The following is an 18,672-nucleotide window of genomic DNA, read 5'->3' on the forward strand; positions in this document are numbered from 1 at the left end:
CAGCATGACCGAAGACTGGTTGAAGAGTTCCATCATGGCCAGGCGGGCCGTTGCCAAGGGCGCGACCGGCACGACCCATAGTTTGACGATCGAGCAACAGGGCGGCTTCCATTACGTCTATGGACCCTATGCCAAGCCGACGCTGTCGATCGATCCCGGCGGCGTGGTCGTTGTCGAGACCGAAGACGCCTTCGGCGGAGTGCTGACCAGCGAAAGCGACAGCCCGACGGCCAAGCTGAACTTCCCGTACCTCAATCCGCAATGCGGGCCGATCGCGGTGAAGGGCGCCAGGAAAGGCGATTGTCTCGCGGTCTATATCCGCGACGTCGAGACCCGCGGCGCGCAGCCGGCCGGCACCACCTGCATCATTCCGGAGTTCGGCGGCCTGGTCGGGACCGCATCGACCGCACTGCTCAATCCGCCGCTGCCCGAGCGGGTCAAGAAGCTGCATGTCGACCGCAACGGCGTGCGCTGGAACGACAAGATCACGCTGCCCTACGAGCCGTTCATCGGCACGATCGGCGTGTCGCCCGAGATCGAGGCGATCTCCTCGCTGCAGCCCGACTATCACGGCGGCAACATGGACCTGCCCGACGTCGCACCCGGCGCGATCATCTATCTGCCGGTGCATACCGAAGGCGGGCTGCTCTATGTCGGTGACTGCCACGCAACCCAGGGCGATGGCGAGCTCTCCGGCGTCGCACTCGAACAGCGCGCGACCGTGACGCTGCAGATCGACCTGATCAAGAACTGGAGCTTTGCCTGGCCGCGGCTCGAGACAGCTGACTTCATCATGACGATCGGCAGCGCGCGCCCGCTCGAGGACGCGGCGCGGATCGCCTATCGCGAGCTGGTGCGGTGGATGAGCGCCGATTACGGCTTCGACGAGATCGACGCCTACATGCTGCTCAGCCAGGCCGGCCGGATGCGGCTCGGCAACATGGTCGACCCCAAATACACGATGGGGGCGTCGATCCTGAAGAATTACCTCAAGGCGTGAACTTCCAACAATCATTCAACGACAAGGAACATCGCGATGAATTCGGGGCGAATAGTTGGAATGGCTTTGCTTGGCGCAATGCTTGGAATCGCGGCAACAGGTAGCACGCAGGCGGCAGAACCGCCGCTGAAGGTCGGCTTGCTGGAGGACGTCTCCGGCGATCTCGCGTTCATGGGCATGCCGAAGCTGCACGGATCGCAGCTGGCGGTCGAGGAGATCAACAAGAGCGGCGGCATTCTCGGCCGCCAGATCGAGCTGATCCACCTCGATCCCCAGGGTGACAATGCCCGCTATCAGGAATTCGGCCGCCGCCTGCTCAATCGCGACAAGGTCGACGTGTTGATCGGCGGCATCACCTCGGCTTCGCGCGAGGCATTGCGTCCGATCGTCGATCGCACCACCACGCCGTACTTCTATACGAACCAGTATGAAGGCGGTGTTTGCGACGCCAGCATGGTCAGCATGGGAGCGGTGCCGGAGCAGCAGTTCTCGACCCTGATCCCCTGGATGGTCCAGAAGTTCGGCAAGAAGGTCTACGTGATCGCCGCGGACTACAATTTCGGTCAGATCTCCGCGGAGTGGAACCGGAAGATCATGAAGGATCTCGGCGGCGAGGTCGTGGGAGAAGAATTCATCCCGCTCGGCGTCTCGCAGTTTGCGCAGACGATCCAGAACATCCAGAAGGCGAAGCCGGATTGGCTGCTGACCATCAATGTCGGCGCGGCGCAGGACTCGTTCTTCGAGCAGGCGGCCGCGGCCAATCTCAATCTGCCGATGGGCTCGTCGATCAAGATCATGCTCGGCTTCGAGCACAAGCGGTTCAAGCCGCCGGCGCTCAACAACATGCATGCGACCGCGAACTGGTTCGAGGAGATCGACACGCCTGAAGCCAACGACTTCAAAAAGCGCTGGCACGCCAAGTTCCCCGATGAGCTCTACATCAATGACATGGGCTACAACGCCTACAACGCGCTCTACATGTACAAGGCGCTGGTCGAGAAGGCGAAATCGACCAAGCTCGAGGACATGCGCAAGGTGATCGCGACCGGCGATGCCTGCATTGACGCGCCCGAAGGCAAGGTCTGCATCGATCCGAAGAGCCAGCATACCTCGCACCGCATGCGCCTGATCTCGGTCGGGCCGAAGCATGAAGTGACCGTCGAGAAGGACTACGGGACGATCCAGCCGTACTGGCTCGGCGAGATCGGTTGCGATCTCACCAAGAAGAACGACAAGGATCAGTACACGCCGAGTCATCTTCCCAGCAAATCGTGATCCGTGCGGGCACGAATCTTGCTCGTGTTATTGCTTCATGACTTCCAAGCGAACCGGCGCCGCAATGCTGCGGCGCCGTGACCACGGAGAGCGGAATGTCGGCTGAACTCTTCTCGGTATTCTATCAGTTCGCCGACGTCTTCGCGTTTCTGATCCTGTCAGCGGCGGGCCTTGCCATCGTGTTCGGCATGATGGGCGTCATCAACATGGCGCATGGCGAGTTCATCATGTGCGGCGCCTATGTGACGGTCGGGCTGGTGAACCTCGGCGTCCCACTCCCGATTGCCCAGATCCTCGCCGCGCTCACCGCAGGGATCATCGGCATGATCGTCGAGCTGCTGATCGTGAGGCGCTTCTACAAACGTCCACTGGACTCGCTGCTCGCGACCTGGGGCCTCAGCCTGATCGTGACGCAGTCGATGCTGCTGATTGTTGGCTCCGCCGTCCGCGGCATCGGCACCCCGGAGGGAAGCTTTGCGATCGGCGGCTATACTTTCTCGACCTACCGCCTTGTGCTGTTCTTCTGCGCGGTGGCGGTGCTGGCCGGGCTCTACATCATCTTCATGAAGACGCGCTTTGGTGTGATCGCGCGGGCAACGATGCAGAACGCCGCGATGGCGAAGGCGCTCGGTGCGCGCACCGGGCGCATCTACTCGATCAGCTTCGGGATCGGTACCGCGCTCGCGGGGCTCTGCGGTGCGCTCTATGCGCCGACCATGACGCTGATCCCGACCATGGGCGCGACCTTCGTGGTCGAGAGCTTCGTGACCGTGGTGATCGGCGGCGCCAACGTGCTGCTCGGGACCGCGCCGGCGGCGGTGTTCCTGGCGATGATCCGGATGGCGCTGAATGCGAGCTACGGGCAGATCATCGGGCAGATCGGCATGCTGTTTGCTGTCATCCTGATCATTCGGGTGCTGCCCGAAGGGCTATCCAGCGTGCTGGTGCGCCGTGGGCGCTAGACGGGAATTTCCGATGCTCAAGCTGCTCGACGGTCCACAGACGCTCGGACGCGGCAGGATCTTCTGGTCCTGCTTCCTTGCCGTGCTGGCGGGCGCGCTGATCTATCCGCTGTTCGCCGATTCCTATGATGTCGGCAATTTCGCCTACTTCCTGATCTGGATCTTCATGGCCCTCGGGCTCTGCCTGATGTGGGGCTACGGCGGCATGCTGTCGTTCGGCCAGACCTTCTTCTTCGGCATTGCCGGCTACGGCTATGGCGTGCTCGCCATCAACATGGGCGGTGGAACGGCGACGATCGCTGCGCTCGTGCTGTCGGTTGTCATCGCGATGATCGCGGCGGGAATCCTCGGCTATTTCATGATCTGGGGCGGCATCAGCGGCATCTTCTTCGGCATCGTCACTCTGTCGGCGACGCTGGTGCTCGCTTTCTTCCTCGGGCAGACCGCCGGGCCCGAATGGCATATCGGTCCGGCGCGGTTGAACGGCTTCAACGGCATGAAGGGGATGGACCCGCTCACCGTCGGCAGCTTCGACATCGAGGGATCGGCGCTCTACTACGTCATGATCGCGCTGATCGTGATCGTCTACATCGCGCTGCGCATGCTGGTGAACTCGAGCGTCGGCAACGTGATCGTGGCGACGCGGGAAAACCCGCAGCGCGCCGAGATGCTCGGTTACGACGTCCGCAAGTATCAACTCCTGACCTTTGTGATCGGCAGCGGCCTCGCGGGGCTCAGCGGCGCCCTGTACACCTCCTGGGGGCAGTTCATCACGCCGTCCAGCATCGGACTGCCGGCCGCCGCCATGCCGATCGTGTGGGTCGCGTTCTCCGGGCGCAACGATCTGACCGCGACCCTGGTCGGCTCGTTCCTGCTGCTGTTCGGCTTCCAGACCATTACCGTCTACAGCCAGCAGGCGGCGCTGGTGCTGATGGGCGTGCTGCTGCTCGCCACCGTGATGCTGGCGCCGCAGGGCTTCGTGCTCGGCATCGGCAAGCTCGTTGTCGATTGGTGGAGCAGGCGACGGCGGCGCAACGAGAGCCCCGCGCTCGCCGATGCCGGCTGTCTGCAATCGGATGAGACCTGATCCATGGCACTGGTCGATGTGAAAGGCGTGTCCAAGCGTTTTGGCGGTCTGACGGCGGTCTCCGACGTCGACCTGACGGTCAATGCCGGCGAGGTGCACTGCCTGATCGGGCCCAATGGTGCCGGGAAGAGCACGCTGTTCAAGCTGATCGTCGGCCTCTATCCGCCGACCGCGGGCAGCATCTTCTTCGACTCGGTCGATATCACCACTGAGCGTCCCTACGCACGGGTGCAACGGGGCATGAGCATCAAGATGCAGGCGCCGAGCGTGTTCAAGGAGCTGCCGGTGCGGCAGAACATCCAGATCGCTCTCCAGGAGCGGCTTGCGGGTGCCGAACGCAACGCCGAAGAGGACCGGCTGCTGTCGCTGCTCAATCTGGCTGACGACTGCGGCAAGCTGGCCGGCGCGTTGTCGCATGGCCAGCAGCAATGGCTCGAGATCGGAATGGCGCTGGCATTGCGGCCGCAGCTCCTGCTGCTGGACGAGCCGACCGCCGGCATGTCGCCGGAGGAGACTTACAAGACCGGCGAGCTAATCAAGTCGTTCAATGCCGAGGGCATGACGGTCCTCGTCGTCGAGCACGACATGGCGTTCGTGCGGCAGGTCGCCCAGCGCGTCACCGTTCTGCATCTCGGCAAGATCTTCGCGCGCGGCAGCCTCGAGGCTATCCTGGAAGACGAGCAGGTTGCCGAAATCTATCTGGGTAAGACCCATGCCCACTGATCGCATTCTGGACGTCTCGGGACTCTGGGCCGGCTACGGCGCGACGCCGATCCTGCAGGGCGTCAGCATGCAGGTTTCGCGCGGCGAGATCGTCGGGGTGATCGGCCGCAACGGCGTCGGCAAGTCGACGCTGATGCGCTGCCTGATCGGCCTGCTGCAGAGCTGGCGGGGCACCATCACCTTCATGGATCAGGACGTGACGCAGCTCGAGGCCGACGCGCGGGCGCGCGCCGGCTTCGGCTACATCCCGCAGGGCCGCGACGTGTTTCCGCAGATGACCGTCGAGGAGAATTTACAGGTCGGCGAGTTGATCGGCGGGCCGGATGGAAAGAAGCTCCCGGAACTGGTCTATGCGTATTTTCCGCGCCTGAAGGAGCGCCGGCGGCAGATCGCAGGCACCATGTCGGGCGGCGAGCAGCAGCAGCTTGCGATCGGCCGCGCGCTGATCGGCAATCCGTCGCTGATGATCCTCGACGAGCCGTCCGAAGGCATCCAGCCCTCGATCGTGCAGCATATCTGCGAGGCGCTGAAGTCGTTCCGGGAGGAACTGGGGACGACGATCATCATCGTCGAGCAGAATCTCGACACCATCCTTGCTGTCGCGCAGCGCTGCTACATCATGGAGAAGGGCAAGATCACGCGATCGCTGGCTGGCGACGATGTCAACGAAGACAATGTGCGCGCGCAGCTGCTGCTTTGATCCGCCGCGCAATCTGGTTCGGAAGTGCGTGGTCCAAAATCGATAATAACGGAGGGAATGGATATGGATCTGGGACTCAAGGGAGCAAAGGTTCTCGTCACCGGCAGCACCAAGGGCATCGGTAGGGCAATCGCCGACACATTCGCGGCCGAGGGCGCCAATGTCGGCATCTGCGCACGCAATCAGGCTGACGTCGATGCCGCGGTCACCGCGATCAAGGCCAAGGGCGTTGCGGCGTTTGGCTCAGCCGTCGACGTCTCGAACGGACCGGCACTGAAAGCCTGGGTCGCCGACATGGCGTCCAAGCTCGGCGGCATCGATGTCGTGGTCGCCAATGTCAGCGCGCTCTCGATCGGGCAGGACGAGGAGAGCTGGGAGAAGGAATTCTCCACCGACATGATGGGGACGGTGCGGCTCGTCAACGCGGCGATGCCGCATCTGGAGAAGAGCAAGGCGGCCGCGATCGTCACCATCTCCAGTGTCTCCGGACGCGAGGTCGATTTTGCCAGCGGTCCCTACGGGACGTTCAAGGCCGCGATCATCCACTACACGCAGGGCCTGGCCTACCAGCTTGCCGCCAAGGGCATCCGCGCCAACTCGGTGTCGCCGGGCAACACCTATTTCGAGGGCGGCGTCTGGAACATGATCAAGGACGGCAATCCCGAACTGTACAAGTCCGCGCTGGCGCTCAACCCGACCGGCCGCATGGGCACGCCGCAGGAGATGGCCAATGCCGTCGTGTTCCTGGCGAGCAAGGCGGCAAGCTTCATCACCGGCACCAACCTCGTGGTGGACGGAGCGTTGACGCGCGGTGTCCAGTTCTAGGCGCAGCACGCCGTCAGTGACGAGACCGCCGCCCGGAGCGGCGGTCCGGACAGGCATTCTCCGAAAACAACAGGGCGTCAGATGTCAGCGGATCCATTGCACTACAAGTCGATCACCGAGATCTCCGGGCTCATTCGCCGCGGCGATGCAAAATCCTCGGAGGTCACGGAGGCAATCCTCGGCCGGATCGCGAAGCTGGATGGACAGTTTCACGGCTACGCGCTCGTGCTTGCGGAGCGGGCCATGGCGCAGGCGAAGCAGCGCGACGCCGAGATCGCCAGGGGTATCTGGCGCGGCCCGCTGCATGGCGTTCCGATCGGGCTAAAGGACCTCTGCTACACGTCGTTTGCTCCGACCGCGGGCGGCACCACGATCCACGCGAAGTTCGTGCCGTCCTTCAACGCCACGATCGTGGACCGGCTCGAAGTCGCCGGCGCGGTGACGCTCGGCAAGCTCAAGATGACGGAGGGCGCCTATACCAGCCACCATCCGGCCGTCGAGGCTCCGCTCAATCCGTGGAATGTGAACTATTGGGTCGGCTCGTCGTCGAGCGGCTCGGGCGTCGCGACGTCGGCCGGCCTTTGCTACGGCTCGATCGGCAGCGACACCGGCGGCTCGATCCGGTTTCCGTCGGCGACTTGCGGCCTGACCGGCATCAAGCCGACCTGGGGCCGCGTCAGCCGCTACGGCGTCTTCCCGTTGGCTGACTCGCTCGATCACGTCGGACCGATGTGCCGGAGTGCTGCGGATGCCGCGGCGATGCTCGGCGTCATCGCCGGTGCCGACGCCAACGATCCGACCGCGTTGCGGGCGCCGGTGCCGAACTATCTGGCCGGCGTTGGCGAGGGCATCCGGGGTTTGAGGATCGGCGTCGATCGCCGCTACACCCAGGAGGGTATTGATCGCCAGGTCGTGAGCTCCCTGGTGCAAGCCGAGCGTACGCTGGCCGATCTCGGCGCCGAGATCCGCGAGGTGCATTTCCCGCCCTATCAGAAGCTCGTCAGCCAGTGGATTGCGATGTGCTCGGTGGAGACGGCGGAGGCGCATCTCGACACTTACCCGTCGCGGAAGTCGGAATACGGCCCCGACCTCGCCCAGCTGATCGAGCAGGGCAGGGCGATGAGCGGCGTCGATATTGCGGCGATCCATCACGAGCGGCTGAAGTTCGCAGGCAGCCTTGCCGCGATGTTCGAGGATATCGATCTCCTGTTGATCCCCACGATGCCGGTGCCGATCCCGACTCTCACCAAGATGAGCGAATACGGCGCCGACCCCAACGTGCTGCTGAGCATCCTGCGCTTCACGGCGGTGTTCGACTTCTCGGGCAGCCCGACCATCACCTTGCCGATGGGCATGGCGTCCGACCAGATGCCGCTGAGCATGCAACTGGTCGGCCCGCATCTGTCCGAAGACGTGCTGGTCCGCGCCGGCGCCGCGTATCAGTCGATAACGGACTGGCATACGCGGCGGCCGCCGATCGAATAGCGCTGTCAGTCGGTCACGGCCGTGCCGGCAAGCCTTGCCGCGATCGCGCGATAGCCGCGCATCCACATGTGGTCGAGATCGAGGTCCATCGGCAGCGGCTGCGAGGACACGCGCGCGATCACGGTCTCGTTGACCGGATCGATGTAGATCCACTGGCCGTGGATGCCAACGGCCGCAAACGGCGTTTCGCCCCGGTCGAGCGTGTACCATTTGTTGCGGTAATTGCCGTTCGGAAACACCTTGGTCAGGTCGCCGCGCGACCAGGCTTCGGCATTGCCGTTCTGCCTGATGTCGTCGATCCACCAGCCCGGCACCACCTGCCGTCCGTTGCTGATGCCGTGATTGCGCATCATCTCGCCGAAGCGGGCGAGGTCGCGCAGCGTCGCGCAGACGCCGCCGGCGACGCGCGCCGCGCCGCGTGAATCGACCGTGATGTAGCCGTCGTGCTCCGCGCCCATCGGTTGCCACAGATAGTGGGAGAGGATTTTCGCATAGGACATGCCGCAGGCGCGCTCATAGACCCAGCCGAGTACGTCGGTGTTGGTCGAGACGTAGTGGAAGGTCTGCCCGTGCGGCGCGCCGTTCGGCCGCAGCGTGCGCAGATAGTCGCGCAGGTTGCTCGGCGGAATCGCGGGATCCGGCGGCTCCCAGCCGGTCGATCGGCGGTAGTTCATGATGTCGCCGTCGCGCGCCATGTAGTCTTCTTCGAAGCGGATGCCGACGCTCATGTCGAGCAGGTGGCGCACGGTGCAGCTGCCGCCATAGACCGATCCCTCCATCTCCGGGATGTAACGCGTCACCGGGGCGTCGGGGTCGAGCTTGCCGTGATCGGCCAGGATGCCGCCCAGCGTCCCGGCGACCGACTTGCTGACGGAGAAGATGAGGTGCGGCGTGTCCGGTGTCATGCCGTGGGCGTACCATTCGAACACGACCTGTCCGCGGTGCGACACCACGATGCCGTCGCTGTGGCTGGCGCGCAGCGCGTGGCGGACGCCCACCGTCTCGCCGCGCGGGTCGGCGAAGCTGACGTCGTCGAGATGGCGCGGCGCAAAGGACAACGGCGCGGGCGCCGATGCGCGCGCGATGTTCGCGGTGGGCAGCAGCTCGCGGACATTGCGAAATGCCCACTCGTTGTGAGGATGCTGACGCCAGTTGGCGAGCGTGACCTGTTCGTCCGGCGCCGACGGGAAATCGGCCATGATGCGACGCGAATTCATTCTTGATCCAATGATGCGTGGGGAGGTGCGAAGGTTCCGCATGGGTCGCGCCGTCCGCAATCAACCGGATGGTGGAGAGGGGCATCAGGTTACTCCGGCGTAACCGTTTCCAGGATGTGCGCTTGGCCCGCAAATTGCTTGACTACGCCCTGCGTCTGCCCCAGCGTGCCGGGCATGCGACGCGCAGACGTTCGCCATCGGGGAACATCGGGAGGTAGGTCATGATCGCGCTTCTGGGCCGACCGGATCCGGCGACCACGCAGGCCATTCAGTTCGCGCGAGGAATTCTCGAGGGTTCCGCGACCGCGTTCTACGAAGTCGACGGCAATTTGACTCTCAACCGCTTCGTGCTCTCCAGCAACGTTCCGCCGAGCTTCCACGACCAGTATCTTGCCGGCATGAACCGGCTCGATCCGCTGCATCCGCGCTCGGCGAGCAACCGGCCGATTGCCCGGCTGAGCACGGCCCTCGACCAATGCGCGTCCCAGGAGGCGGCGACCTACCGCGCCTTCGCCGGACAATGCGGCGTTGCCGACATGATCGAGTTCTTCTTCCGCCGCAACGACCGCATCGTCGCCGGCATGAGCGTGCTCTGGGCGCCGGGCTGCGCGATTCCCGACGGCAGCATGCACATTGCCGAGAAGATCCACGACTATCTCGAATTCAACCTGACCGGCCGCCTGTCGTCGAATCCCGACGAGCCCGCGCGTTACGGACTGACCTCGCGCGAGATGGAAGTGGTCGAGCTGCTATGCTGCGGCCGGACCAATCGCGAGATCGGCGAATGCCTCAACATCGGTCTCGCGACGGTGAAGACGCATCTGATCCATATTTTCGAGAAGCTCGGCGTCGAGACCCGGTCTGCCGTGGTGGCGATGATGTCGCGGCCGCATTAGGGCGAGGGTCGCGCTCCGGCTGCCTTCAGGCGTCGTCCTGGCGTAAGCCAGGACCCATAACCACCGCCGTTGATTGTGAGCGGGGGTGTGGCTTCAGGGTCGCACAGCAATTGCCATTTGGGGTAATGGGTCCCGGCTTCCGCCAGGACGACACCGAGTGAGTGGCGCGGCCTCTAAGTAACAGGTCCCATATTCTCGCGACATGACTTGCCTGCTTGATCCACCGTTAGGTGGATTGCCGCTACAGCACGCACGAGACGAGATTTCCCCAAGGACCGGTGTCGTTTTCGACAATGTTGGCGAGCGGCTGCCGCTCGCAGCATCAGAGGATAACGACATGCGTGATTTCATGGCCATCGGCCGTTCGGTGGCGGTTGCGGAGCGCGGCATGGCCGCGACCTCGCACCCGCAGGCGACGCTTGCCGCGGTCGAGATGCTGAAGGCCGGCGGCAATGCCGTCGATGCCGCGGTGGCCGCGGTCGCGGTGCAGGGCGTGGTCGAGCCGCAGATGACCGGGATCGGCGGCGACTGCTTTGCGCTCTATTCGCCGAAGGCCGGCGAGCCGATCGCACTGAACGGCTCCGGCCGCACGCCGGCAGCCACCGACGTCGAGAAATACTCCGCGAGCGAGGCGCGCGACATTCCGCCGACCGCGCCGGAGGCGGTGACCGTGCCCGGCGCGATCGACGCCTGGTGCCGGCTGGTCGCCGATCACGGCAGCAAATCGCTGGAGGAGATCTTCCGGCCGGCGATTCTGGCTGCCGAGCAGGGCTTCTGCGTCACGCCGCGCGTCGCAGAGGACTGGCGCCGCTTCCGGGCGCGGATCGAGATCGACGCCAATGCGGCGGCGCAGTTCCTTCCCGGCGGCAAGGTGCCTGACGTCGGCGACATCCGTGCCCAACCTGCGCTCGGCCGCACCCTGCGCCGGATCGCGCAGCACGGGCGCGACGCCTTCTATGCGGGCGAAGCCGCCGATGAAATGACCGGCATCTTGCGTGGCCTCGGCGGGGCGCACAGCAGCGAGGATTTCGCCGCGCAGACCTCCGATTACGTCCAGCCGATCTCGGCGCGCTACCATGACCATGACGTGGTCGAGTGTCCGCCGAATGGGCAGGGCCTCGCCGCGCTGATGATCCTGCGCACGCTCGCCGGCTTCGATGTCGGCGCCCTTGCGCAGGCCGATCGCATTCATCTGCTCGCCGAAGCGACCAAGGCCGCCTACCGCGCGCGCGACGCCTTCTTCTGCGATCCGGCGACCAGCAAGGTCGATCCGGCTGCATTCCTGGCCGAAGACTATATCGGAAGGATCCGCAGCAAGATCGACATGGACAGCGCTTCCGTGCCCGCAACGTGGGACGATATCGAGCACCGCGACACCGTCTATGTCACGGTGGTCGATCGCGATCTCAACGCCGTCTCGCTGATCAACTCGCTGTTCTATCCGTTTGGCAGCGGCATCTACGCGCCGAAATCGGGCATCCTGCTGCACAACCGCGGCTGGAGCTTTCGTGCCAGGCCCGGACATCTCAACTCGCTCGGACCGCGCAAGCGCCCGATGCACACGATCATCCCGGGCCTCCTGCGCAAGGACGGCAAGACCGTGATGTCGTTCGGGGTGATGGGCGGGCACTACCAGGCCACGGGCCATGCCAATCTGCTGTCGAACATCTTCGATCTGAAGATGGACATCCAGGCGGCGGCCGAGGCGCCGCGCTCCTTTGCCTTCGACGGCGCGCTGTCGCTGGAGACGACGATCTCTCCGGATATCCGTGACGACCTTCGCGCCCGCGGCCACGATGCGCGATTCTCGGAGGACCCGATCGGCGGCTGCCAGGCGATCCGCATCGACCATGCGCGCGGCGTGCTGTTCGGCGCTTCCGACCATCGCAAGGATGGGCTGGCGCTAGGTTTCTAGCCACAAACTAGGTTACCTCGACGGTATCGTTCGAACGGTTGATTGTTACCGCGTCGCGCGCTCTCCAAGCTGGATGCTGGGGGAGTGCATCATGAGCGACAAGCGCGCCGCGACCGAGATGGCCGGCGTGTCGATCGTCGAGTCGGTCGATGCGAACGACCATGCCGGTCGCATGAGCGGCTGGAACATGCGAATGGACCAGGTGTCGCCCGGAAGGTTCGCCGGGCGGCTGGTGATGATCCGCCTCCGCGGTCTCGAGATCGTCCGGGAGACGACGACGCAGGCCTTGCTCAAGCAGGGATCTGCCTGGCCGGATGCGCTGGTCTTCAGCCTGCCGCTCGCGATATCCAACCCCGGGTATTACAACGGCCGTCCGCTGGAGTTTCCGCAGCTGTTGCTCAGCGACGGCGCCAACCTGCTGCCGTTGCTGACCTCGACGCGGGTCGATGTCGTATCGGTTGTGGTCGCGCGCAATCGGCTGTCGCGGTGCCTGGATGTGCTCGGCGAGACCCGCGCGGCCGACTTCATCGCGGGCCTGCGCGGGCAGCAGCATTTCTTCAGCGGGCCCGGCCTGGCCGGCCTTCAGCATGGCCTTCGCCAGCTCTGCGACCAGGGCGAGCGGCTCGGACCGGCGCTCGGGTTCGAGCACGTGCGCCGTTCGCTTCAGGACACCCTTGTCGGCGCGCTCGCCGACATCCTGTCGCAGAACGACTGGGCCCACGTTCGCGGCTGCACCGCACAAAAGAAGACGGTCGACCGCATCCGCGAATATGTGTTCGAGCGGGTCGAGGATCCGCCGCGCATCGCCGAACTCTGCCGTCATGTCGGCGTCAGCCGCAGGACCTTGCAAGGTTGCTTTCAGGACGCGCTCGGGCTGACGCCGTTGCAGTATTTGCGCACGCTCCGGCTGAACGCGGTGCGCCGCGAGCTGCGTGCCGTTGCCGCGACGGGCCAGCCGGTCTCGATCGGCGACGTCGCGGCGCGGTGGGGCTTCTGGCACTGGAGCCGCTTCACCGAAAACTACCGGCAACTGTTCGGCGAGCTGCCCTCGCACACCGTGCAGCGTGTGACATCCGCCTCACGCTAGGAATTTTCACTGCGCGGCAGTTGCTTCTGCCGATTCCGGATAACGCCGCTTGAAATCCCCTTTCTAGATTTCGCCCGCTCCGCGCGGAGCCCGCACGATCGATCGTCGATCGAAATGCAGTGCAGCGCGGTTGGGGACAGGGGGGTACATGACAACATATCGGACAATCGCTGCTGCTGCGCTGATCGTGGCGGGTGCGGCTACAACATCGGCCAACGCGTATGAGTTTGGTTCTCCCGGCTGGGCGCAGAAACCGGGCATCACGTTGGGCGGAGGCACGGCCGGCACGCCGCCGCCCGGCCTTTACAGCTTCAATCAGGTCTTCACCTATCAGGCGAACATCGTCGGTCCGGGGGCGCCCAACGTCGGTGGTGCGTCGACGCCGGTCCATGCCGCCGTCGAAGCATCCGGTCTCCTGTGGGTGCCGGGCTGGACCTTCCTCGGCGCGACGTATGATGCGGTCATCGTGCAGCCCTGGATCATGGCCGATGTCGGCGGCCCGATTAACGTCCAGCAGGCGGGTATGCACAACACCTTCATCGTGCCGGGGGAGTTGAGCTGGAAGCTCGGCGACAGCGGTTTCTTCGTCAAGACCGGCCTTGGCATGTACGTGCCGAACGGGTCGATCAGCGGTCCGTCCGGCCTCAACAATGTCGGCAATCCCTGGTGGACCTTCCAGCCCGAGCTGGTCGTGTCCTATCTAAAGGACGGCTGGAATCTCACGGCCAATCTGTACCACGAGATCAACACAAGGAATTCGATCACCGGCTATCGCTCCGGCGACGTCTTCCACGCCGAGTTCACCGCCGCCAAGACGATCGGCAACTGGACCTTCGGGCCGATCGCCTATTACGCAGGACAGGTGACCGGCGATACGTCGAGCGCGTTCTACAACGGCGCGATCAACGTCAACCGGTACAACATCTGGGCCGGCGGCGGCCTGGTCGGCTACAATTTCGGGCCGGCCGCGCTGACGGTCTGGGCGACGCACGAGTTCTCCTCGAATGCCTCCGGCGGCACTGCCGGCCTGCCCGGAATCGATACTGCGTCAATTACCAAGGGCTACTCGGTGTTCGCCAATCTGAGCTTCCGGCTGTGGGCGCCGGACGAGCCGGCGACGCCCAAGCGCCCGATGTTCACCAAGTAACGCAGGCGCCGGCGTACAGCGCGCGACGGAGAGAATGGGAGCCGCGTCGATGGTGCGGCTCCCCGACGGCTGCCCGTTTCGGCCTTCCGACTCCGCCTCAGCCGTAGCATCCACCGGACGGTGGATTGTTCCAAATGCCGACATGCCGAACGTTTGGCGTCACGCTTGCGTCGTGCGCGGTTCGGCCGCTGTGCACCGCACAGTGAGCGCTCCAGGCTTTCCCAATCGAGAAGTTGATCCGCATGAACAGGACTTTCGCCGACACGGTCTTCCGCAACGGCCGGATCTACACGTCGAACCGGGCGCAGCCCTGGGCGGCATGCGCGGCGGTCAAGGCCGGCCGGTTCATCGCGGTCGGCGAGGAGCGTGACGTCGCGTCGCTGATCGGCGAGGGGACGGCGACCGTCGATCTCGGCGGCCGGATGGCGATGCCGGGGATCGTCGACATCCACAACCACATCATGATGGGCGGGCAGGCCGATCTCTACGAGCTGCGCTTCTCCAACGCCGACAGCATTCCAAGGATTGCCGAGACCCTGCACAAGGCCGCCTCGGCGGCAGCGCCCGGCGCCTGGATCGTCGGCGGGCAGTTCGGCAACAATCTGCTGAACGAGACGAATACCGCGGAGTCCTGCGCGCTGCTCGATGCGGCGTCCCTCGGGCATCCCGTCGTGCTGCGCGACGACACCTATCACAATCGCTGGGCCAGCTCGGCGGCACTGCGGCTTGCCGGCGTGCAGGCCGACACACCTGATCCGACCGACGGCGAGATCGGCCGCGACCTCAAGACCGGAACGCTGACCGGGATCATGATCGAGGCCGCCTCGGGCCTGGTGGAGCGGGCGCTTGCAGCCTCCGGTCACTATACGGCCGAGATGGACCGTGCGGCGGTGGCGCGCTCGATTTCGGTCCTGAACACCTACGGCGTCACCGCCTTCATCGACGCCGCCAGCATGCAGCCGATCATGGCGGCGCTGAAGGGGCTCGACGACCGCGGCGAACTCACGGCCTGGGCGGTCTGTGCGATGCCGGTGGTCGAGCCGGGCTTCATGTTCGGCAAGGCCGGCGAGGAGCTGTTTGCGCTGCGCGAACAGTATCGCGGCGCGCATGTGAAGCCTGATTATGTGAAGGTGTTCCTCGACGGCGTGCCGGGCGCCAAGACGGCGGCGTTCCACGAGCCGTATGTCGCCGATCCCGTGCGGGGCTGCTGCTTCCGCGGCGCCACCATGCTGACCGTGCCGGACCTGATCCGCTGGCTCGGGCGCTGCGAGAAGCTCGGCCTGGCCGCCAAGATCCATTGCGCCGGCGATGCCGCGGTGACGCAGGCGCTCGACGCCATCGATGTGGTGCGCAGCTTCAACGGTCCGACCCATCTGGTGCACCAGATCGCGCATGCGAGCTACATCGCGCCCGATGACATCAAGCGCTTCGCCGAGCTCGGCGTCGCGGCCGACCTGTCGCCGATCATCTGGTATCCGACCATCTTCCTCGAGGCGCACAAGGCCGCGATGGGCGAGGAGCGTGCGCAGCGCTTCTGGCCGAACAAGGATTTGAAGGAGGCCGGCGCGCTGATGGCCGGCGGCTCGGACTGGCCTGTCATCCCGATCCCCGATCCCTGGCAAGGGATCGAGGGCATGGTGACGCGGCAAAATCCGACCGGGGACTTTCCCGGCAAGTCGCTGTGGGCCGAGCAGGCGCTCGACCTTGCGACCGTGATCGACATCTACACCATCGATGCCGCGCGCGCGGCCGGCCTTGGCCAGTCGATCGGCTCGATCGAGGTGGGCAAGTCGGCCGATCTGATCGTGCTCGACCAGATGATCTTCGACATCCCGCCGGACCAGCTGGCCGACACGCGGGTCGAGATGACCTTCTTCGAAGGCCGCAAGGTCTACGAGCGGAGTGCATGATGAGTGCTGTGGATCAGATCCCGGTCACGGTGCTGACCGGCTTCCTCGGCAGCGGCAAGACCACGGTGCTGAACCATCTGCTGCGCCAGAAGGAGCTCAATGGCGTCGTCGCCATCATCAACGAGTTCGGCGAGGTACCGCTGGACCATCTCCTGGTCGAGAGCAGCGAGGACCGGCTGGCGCTGCTCGACAATGGCTGCATCTGCTGCTCGGTGCGCGAGGATCTGATCGAGACGCTGGCCGATCTCGCCGCGCGTCGCGCCGCCGGCACGATTCCGCCGTTTCATCGTGTGCTGGTCGAGACCACCGGGCTCGCCGATCCCGTGCCGGTGCTGCACACGCTGATGACGGCGCCCGATATTCTCAGTCGCTACCGGATCGACGGCGTGGTCGCGACTGTCGACACCGTCAACGGCGTACACACCCTGGCAACGCATGGCGAGGCCGTTAGGCAGATCGCGGTCGCCGACCGGCTGCTGGTGACCAAGACGGATCTTGCCGCCGATGACACGCCGGCGCGGCTCGACGCGCAACTTGCGGCGATCAATCCGGTCGCCGTGCGCCACCAGGTCCGTGATGGAATGGTCGAGCCGGCGAAGGTCCTCGATGCCGGGCTGTTCGATCCGGCGGCCCGTTCCGCCGACGTGGTGCGCTGGTTCGATCTGGCAGCGCAGGCGGCGAATGCGCCGCATCAACACGCCGATCACGATTGCCATGGAGCAGATTGCGGTCATCACAGCCATCACACGCATGATGCCGGCGTGTCCTCCTACAGCCTGATCATCGACGAGCCGATCCAGCGCGAGGCGTTCGCGCGCTGGCTCGATTATGTCGCGGCGCTGAAAGGCGAGGATCTGCTGCGCTTCAAGGCGATCGTGCATGTCGCCGAGCAGCCGGATGCGCCCATGGTGGTGCATGGCGTGCAGCATGTCTTCCATCCGCCGATCACGCTCGCCGGCTGGCCGTCGGCGGATCGGCGCTCGCGGCTCGTCTTCATCGTGCGCGGCATCCCGCGCCAAATCATCGAAAACACCTTGTGCAAGTTTGCCGCGGTGAGCCGTGCGGCGATTCAACGATCTGCGGCTTGAGGCGAGACGTAGTTCAGACAATTGTTTCAGGGGAGAGGGACATGACTGAGAATTCAAAGACGACAGCGTCCGGCCGGCTCGACCGGCGCACGCTGCTGAAGGCGGCCGGCGCCACGGGACTCGCATCGGCGATGAACGTGCCGCTGGTGAACATCGCGCGCGCCGCCGGCAACACCATCAAGATCGGCTGGGTCGGGTGCCTCTCCGGCGTCCGCGCGCAGTTCGCCGAGCCCGATCCCTGGATTCACGAGCGCATCAAGGCGCGTCTGAAAGACGGCCTGAAGATCGGCGGCAAGACCTATCAGGTCGAGCTGGTGTTCAAGGACAATCAATCCGATCCGAACCGGTCGTCGGTGATCGCGAGTGAACTGGTGCTGCGTGAAAAGTGCGACCTGATCCTGATCGAGGACGGCGACGCCCAGCCGCCGGTGCAGGAGCTCGCCGACGCCCGCGGCATTCCGACGATCTCGACCCAGGTGCCGTGGCAGGGCTGGATGTTCCCGCGCAAGTCGACGCCGGACAAGGGCTTTCCCTACAGCTATCACTTCTTCTGGGGCGCCGACGACGTCGCCAGGAACTTCCTCGGCATGTGGCAGTCGGTCGAGACCAACAAGAAGGTCGGCACGCTCTACATCGACAATCCGCCGGGCCAGGCATTCTCCGATCCGAAGCTCGGGCTGCCGGCGGGTATCTCGGGGGCCGGCTATCAGGAATTCTCGGCCGGCAAATTCCAGATCGCGACCGACGACTTCACCAACCAGATCGCGCTGTTCAAGAGCAACGGTGTCGATATCGTCTCCGGCTTCACCTTCAGCAATCACTGGGTGACGCTGTGGAACCAGGCCGCGCAGGCCGGCTTCAAGCCGCAGATCTGCACGGTGGCGGCGGCCTTCCTGTTCCCGGCCGCGGTGAACGCGCTCGGCGATCGCGGCGACGGCATGTCGACCGAGGTGTGGTGGACGCCGGCCTATCCGTTCAAGTCGTCGCTGACCGGGCAGAGCGCTGCCGAACTTGCTGCCGAGTGGGAGAAGACCACCGGCAAGCAGTGGACCCAGCCGATCGGCTATGCCCACGCGCTGTGGGAGGTCGGACTCGCGGCGTTGCAGAACAGCGATCCCAAGGACAAGAACTCGCTGCGCGATGCGATTGCCGGGCTCGACATGGAGACCGTGGTCGGCCGGGTCAAGTTCAAGGACAGCCCGATCAAGAACGTCGCGGTGACCTCGCTGTCGGGCGGGCAGTGGCGCAAGTCCAAGGGCGGCAAGTCGAAATACGAGCTCCTGATCGTGCACAACGGCACCGCCCCGTTCATCCCGAAGCAGGCCGATCTCCAGCTGCTATCGAAGCTCGCCTGA

The 18,672-nt window shown here is 64.9% G+C and carries 16 protein-coding genes; 15 read left to right on the forward strand and 1 reads right to left on the reverse strand.

Translation table 11 applies throughout. From position 1 onward, the window contains the following. Positions 1-4 precede the first annotated feature (4 nt). The 8 genes from CK489_RS23360 (at position 5) to CK489_RS23395 (ending at position 8,057) form a co-directional block, all read left to right on the forward strand. On the forward strand, positions 5-1,000 hold the full coding sequence (locus tag CK489_RS23360) for an acetamidase/formamidase family protein (RefSeq protein WP_095733957.1): 996 nt from the start codon (positions 5-7) through the stop codon (positions 998-1,000). Positions 1,001-1,060: 60 nt separating this feature from the next. Further along, positions 1,061-2,275, forward strand: coding sequence for an urea ABC transporter substrate-binding protein (locus tag CK489_RS23365; protein WP_245350485.1), 1,215 nt, complete (start codon positions 1,061-1,063; stop codon positions 2,273-2,275). Between the two features lie 95 nt (positions 2,276-2,370). Beyond that, entirely contained in the window at positions 2,371-3,237 is an 867-nt protein-coding gene (locus tag CK489_RS23370) for an ABC transporter permease subunit (RefSeq protein WP_050627902.1), read from the forward strand. A 13-nt stretch (positions 3,238-3,250) separates the two neighbouring features. Then, complete coding sequence (locus CK489_RS23375; protein ID WP_095733959.1) at positions 3,251-4,324, forward strand: branched-chain amino acid ABC transporter permease; 1,074 nt, start codon at positions 3,251-3,253, stop codon at positions 4,322-4,324. A 3-nt stretch (positions 4,325-4,327) separates the two neighbouring features. Then, a complete protein-coding gene (locus CK489_RS23380; RefSeq protein WP_050627904.1) occupies positions 4,328-5,047 on the forward strand; it encodes an ABC transporter ATP-binding protein in 720 nt (239 codons plus the stop codon). Further along, positions 5,037-5,747, forward strand: a complete 711-nt coding sequence (locus tag CK489_RS23385) for an ABC transporter ATP-binding protein (RefSeq protein ID WP_095733960.1) — start codon at positions 5,037-5,039, stop codon at positions 5,745-5,747. Before CK489_RS23380 ends, CK489_RS23385 begins: the two co-directional genes overlap by 11 nt. A gap of 63 nt (positions 5,748-5,810) precedes the next feature. After that, positions 5,811-6,572: an SDR family NAD(P)-dependent oxidoreductase gene (locus CK489_RS23390; RefSeq protein WP_095733961.1), complete on the forward strand. Its 762-nt coding sequence runs from the start codon at positions 5,811-5,813 to the stop codon at positions 6,570-6,572. Between the two features lie 81 nt (positions 6,573-6,653). Further along, positions 6,654-8,057 carry an amidase gene (locus tag CK489_RS23395; RefSeq protein ID WP_095733962.1) on the forward strand — a complete coding sequence of 468 codons (1,404 nt, stop codon included), beginning with the start codon at positions 6,654-6,656 and terminating at the stop codon, positions 8,055-8,057. A 5-nt stretch (positions 8,058-8,062) separates the two neighbouring features. Here CK489_RS23395 and CK489_RS23400 read toward each other — a convergent pair whose 3' ends face one another. After that, positions 8,063-9,274, reverse strand: coding sequence for a serine hydrolase domain-containing protein (locus tag CK489_RS23400; RefSeq protein ID WP_095733963.1), 1,212 nt, complete (start codon positions 9,272-9,274; stop codon positions 8,063-8,065). 221 nt (positions 9,275-9,495) lie between these two features. Here CK489_RS23400 and CK489_RS23405 point away from each other — a divergent pair, with 221 nt between their 5' ends. The 7 genes from CK489_RS23405 (at position 9,496) to CK489_RS23435 (ending at position 18,672) form a co-directional block, all read left to right on the forward strand. Continuing rightward, a complete protein-coding gene (locus CK489_RS23405) occupies positions 9,496-10,170 on the forward strand; it encodes a helix-turn-helix transcriptional regulator (protein WP_050627907.1) in 675 nt (224 codons plus the stop codon). A 337-nt stretch (positions 10,171-10,507) separates the two neighbouring features. Beyond that, positions 10,508-12,085 carry a gamma-glutamyltransferase family protein gene (locus CK489_RS23410; RefSeq protein WP_095733964.1) on the forward strand — a complete coding sequence of 526 codons (1,578 nt, stop codon included), beginning with the start codon at positions 10,508-10,510 and terminating at the stop codon, positions 12,083-12,085. Positions 12,086-12,176: 91 nt separating this feature from the next. Next, positions 12,177-13,172, forward strand: a complete 996-nt coding sequence (locus CK489_RS23415; RefSeq protein WP_143278206.1) for a helix-turn-helix domain-containing protein — start codon at positions 12,177-12,179, stop codon at positions 13,170-13,172. A gap of 148 nt (positions 13,173-13,320) precedes the next feature. Further along, entirely contained in the window at positions 13,321-14,319 is a 999-nt protein-coding gene (locus CK489_RS23420; protein WP_095733966.1) for a SphA family protein, read from the forward strand. Between the two features lie 242 nt (positions 14,320-14,561). Beyond that, positions 14,562-16,229, forward strand: a complete 1,668-nt coding sequence (locus CK489_RS23425) for an amidohydrolase (protein WP_095733967.1) — start codon at positions 14,562-14,564, stop codon at positions 16,227-16,229. Continuing rightward, positions 16,226-17,317, forward strand: a complete 1,092-nt coding sequence (locus CK489_RS23430; RefSeq protein WP_245350486.1) for a CobW family GTP-binding protein — start codon at positions 16,226-16,228, stop codon at positions 17,315-17,317. The genes CK489_RS23425 and CK489_RS23430 overlap by 4 nt, the downstream gene beginning before the upstream one ends. 41 nt (positions 17,318-17,358) lie before the next feature. Next, a complete protein-coding gene (locus tag CK489_RS23435; protein ID WP_245350487.1) occupies positions 17,359-18,672 on the forward strand; it encodes an ABC transporter substrate-binding protein in 1,314 nt (437 codons plus the stop codon).

The sequence above is a fragment of the Bradyrhizobium sp. UFLA03-84 genome (genome assembly GCF_002289535.1).
Classification (GTDB): Bacteria; Pseudomonadota; Alphaproteobacteria; order Rhizobiales; family Xanthobacteraceae; genus Bradyrhizobium; species Bradyrhizobium viridifuturi.

Coding starts and splice junctions, on each gene's coding strand:
- CK489_RS23360 (WP_095733957.1), top strand. CDS start 5: ATGACCGAAGACTGGTTGAAGAGTTCCATCATGGCCAGGCGGGCCGTT.
- CK489_RS23430 (WP_245350486.1), top strand. CDS start 16,226: ATGATGAGTGCTGTGGATCAGATCCCGGTCACGGTGCTGACCGGCTTC.
- CK489_RS23365 (WP_245350485.1), top strand. CDS start 1,061: ATGGCTTTGCTTGGCGCAATGCTTGGAATCGCGGCAACAGGTAGCACG.
- CK489_RS23380 (WP_050627904.1), top strand. CDS start 4,328: ATGGCACTGGTCGATGTGAAAGGCGTGTCCAAGCGTTTTGGCGGTCTG.
- CK489_RS23370 (WP_050627902.1), top strand. CDS start 2,371: ATGTCGGCTGAACTCTTCTCGGTATTCTATCAGTTCGCCGACGTCTTC.
- CK489_RS23420 (WP_095733966.1), top strand. CDS start 13,321: ATGACAACATATCGGACAATCGCTGCTGCTGCGCTGATCGTGGCGGGT.
- CK489_RS23385 (WP_095733960.1), top strand. CDS start 5,037: ATGCCCACTGATCGCATTCTGGACGTCTCGGGACTCTGGGCCGGCTAC.
- CK489_RS23375 (WP_095733959.1), top strand. CDS start 3,251: ATGCTCAAGCTGCTCGACGGTCCACAGACGCTCGGACGCGGCAGGATC.
- CK489_RS23425 (WP_095733967.1), top strand. CDS start 14,562: ATGAACAGGACTTTCGCCGACACGGTCTTCCGCAACGGCCGGATCTAC.
- CK489_RS23435 (WP_245350487.1), top strand. CDS start 17,359: ATGACTGAGAATTCAAAGACGACAGCGTCCGGCCGGCTCGACCGGCGC.
- CK489_RS23390 (WP_095733961.1), top strand. CDS start 5,811: ATGGATCTGGGACTCAAGGGAGCAAAGGTTCTCGTCACCGGCAGCACC.
- CK489_RS23405 (WP_050627907.1), top strand. CDS start 9,496: ATGATCGCGCTTCTGGGCCGACCGGATCCGGCGACCACGCAGGCCATT.
- CK489_RS23400 (WP_095733963.1), bottom strand. CDS start 9,274: ATGAATTCGCGTCGCATCATGGCCGATTTCCCGTCGGCGCCGGACGAA.
- CK489_RS23410 (WP_095733964.1), top strand. CDS start 10,508: ATGCGTGATTTCATGGCCATCGGCCGTTCGGTGGCGGTTGCGGAGCGC.
- CK489_RS23415 (WP_143278206.1), top strand. CDS start 12,177: ATGAGCGACAAGCGCGCCGCGACCGAGATGGCCGGCGTGTCGATCGTC.
- CK489_RS23395 (WP_095733962.1), top strand. CDS start 6,654: ATGTCAGCGGATCCATTGCACTACAAGTCGATCACCGAGATCTCCGGG.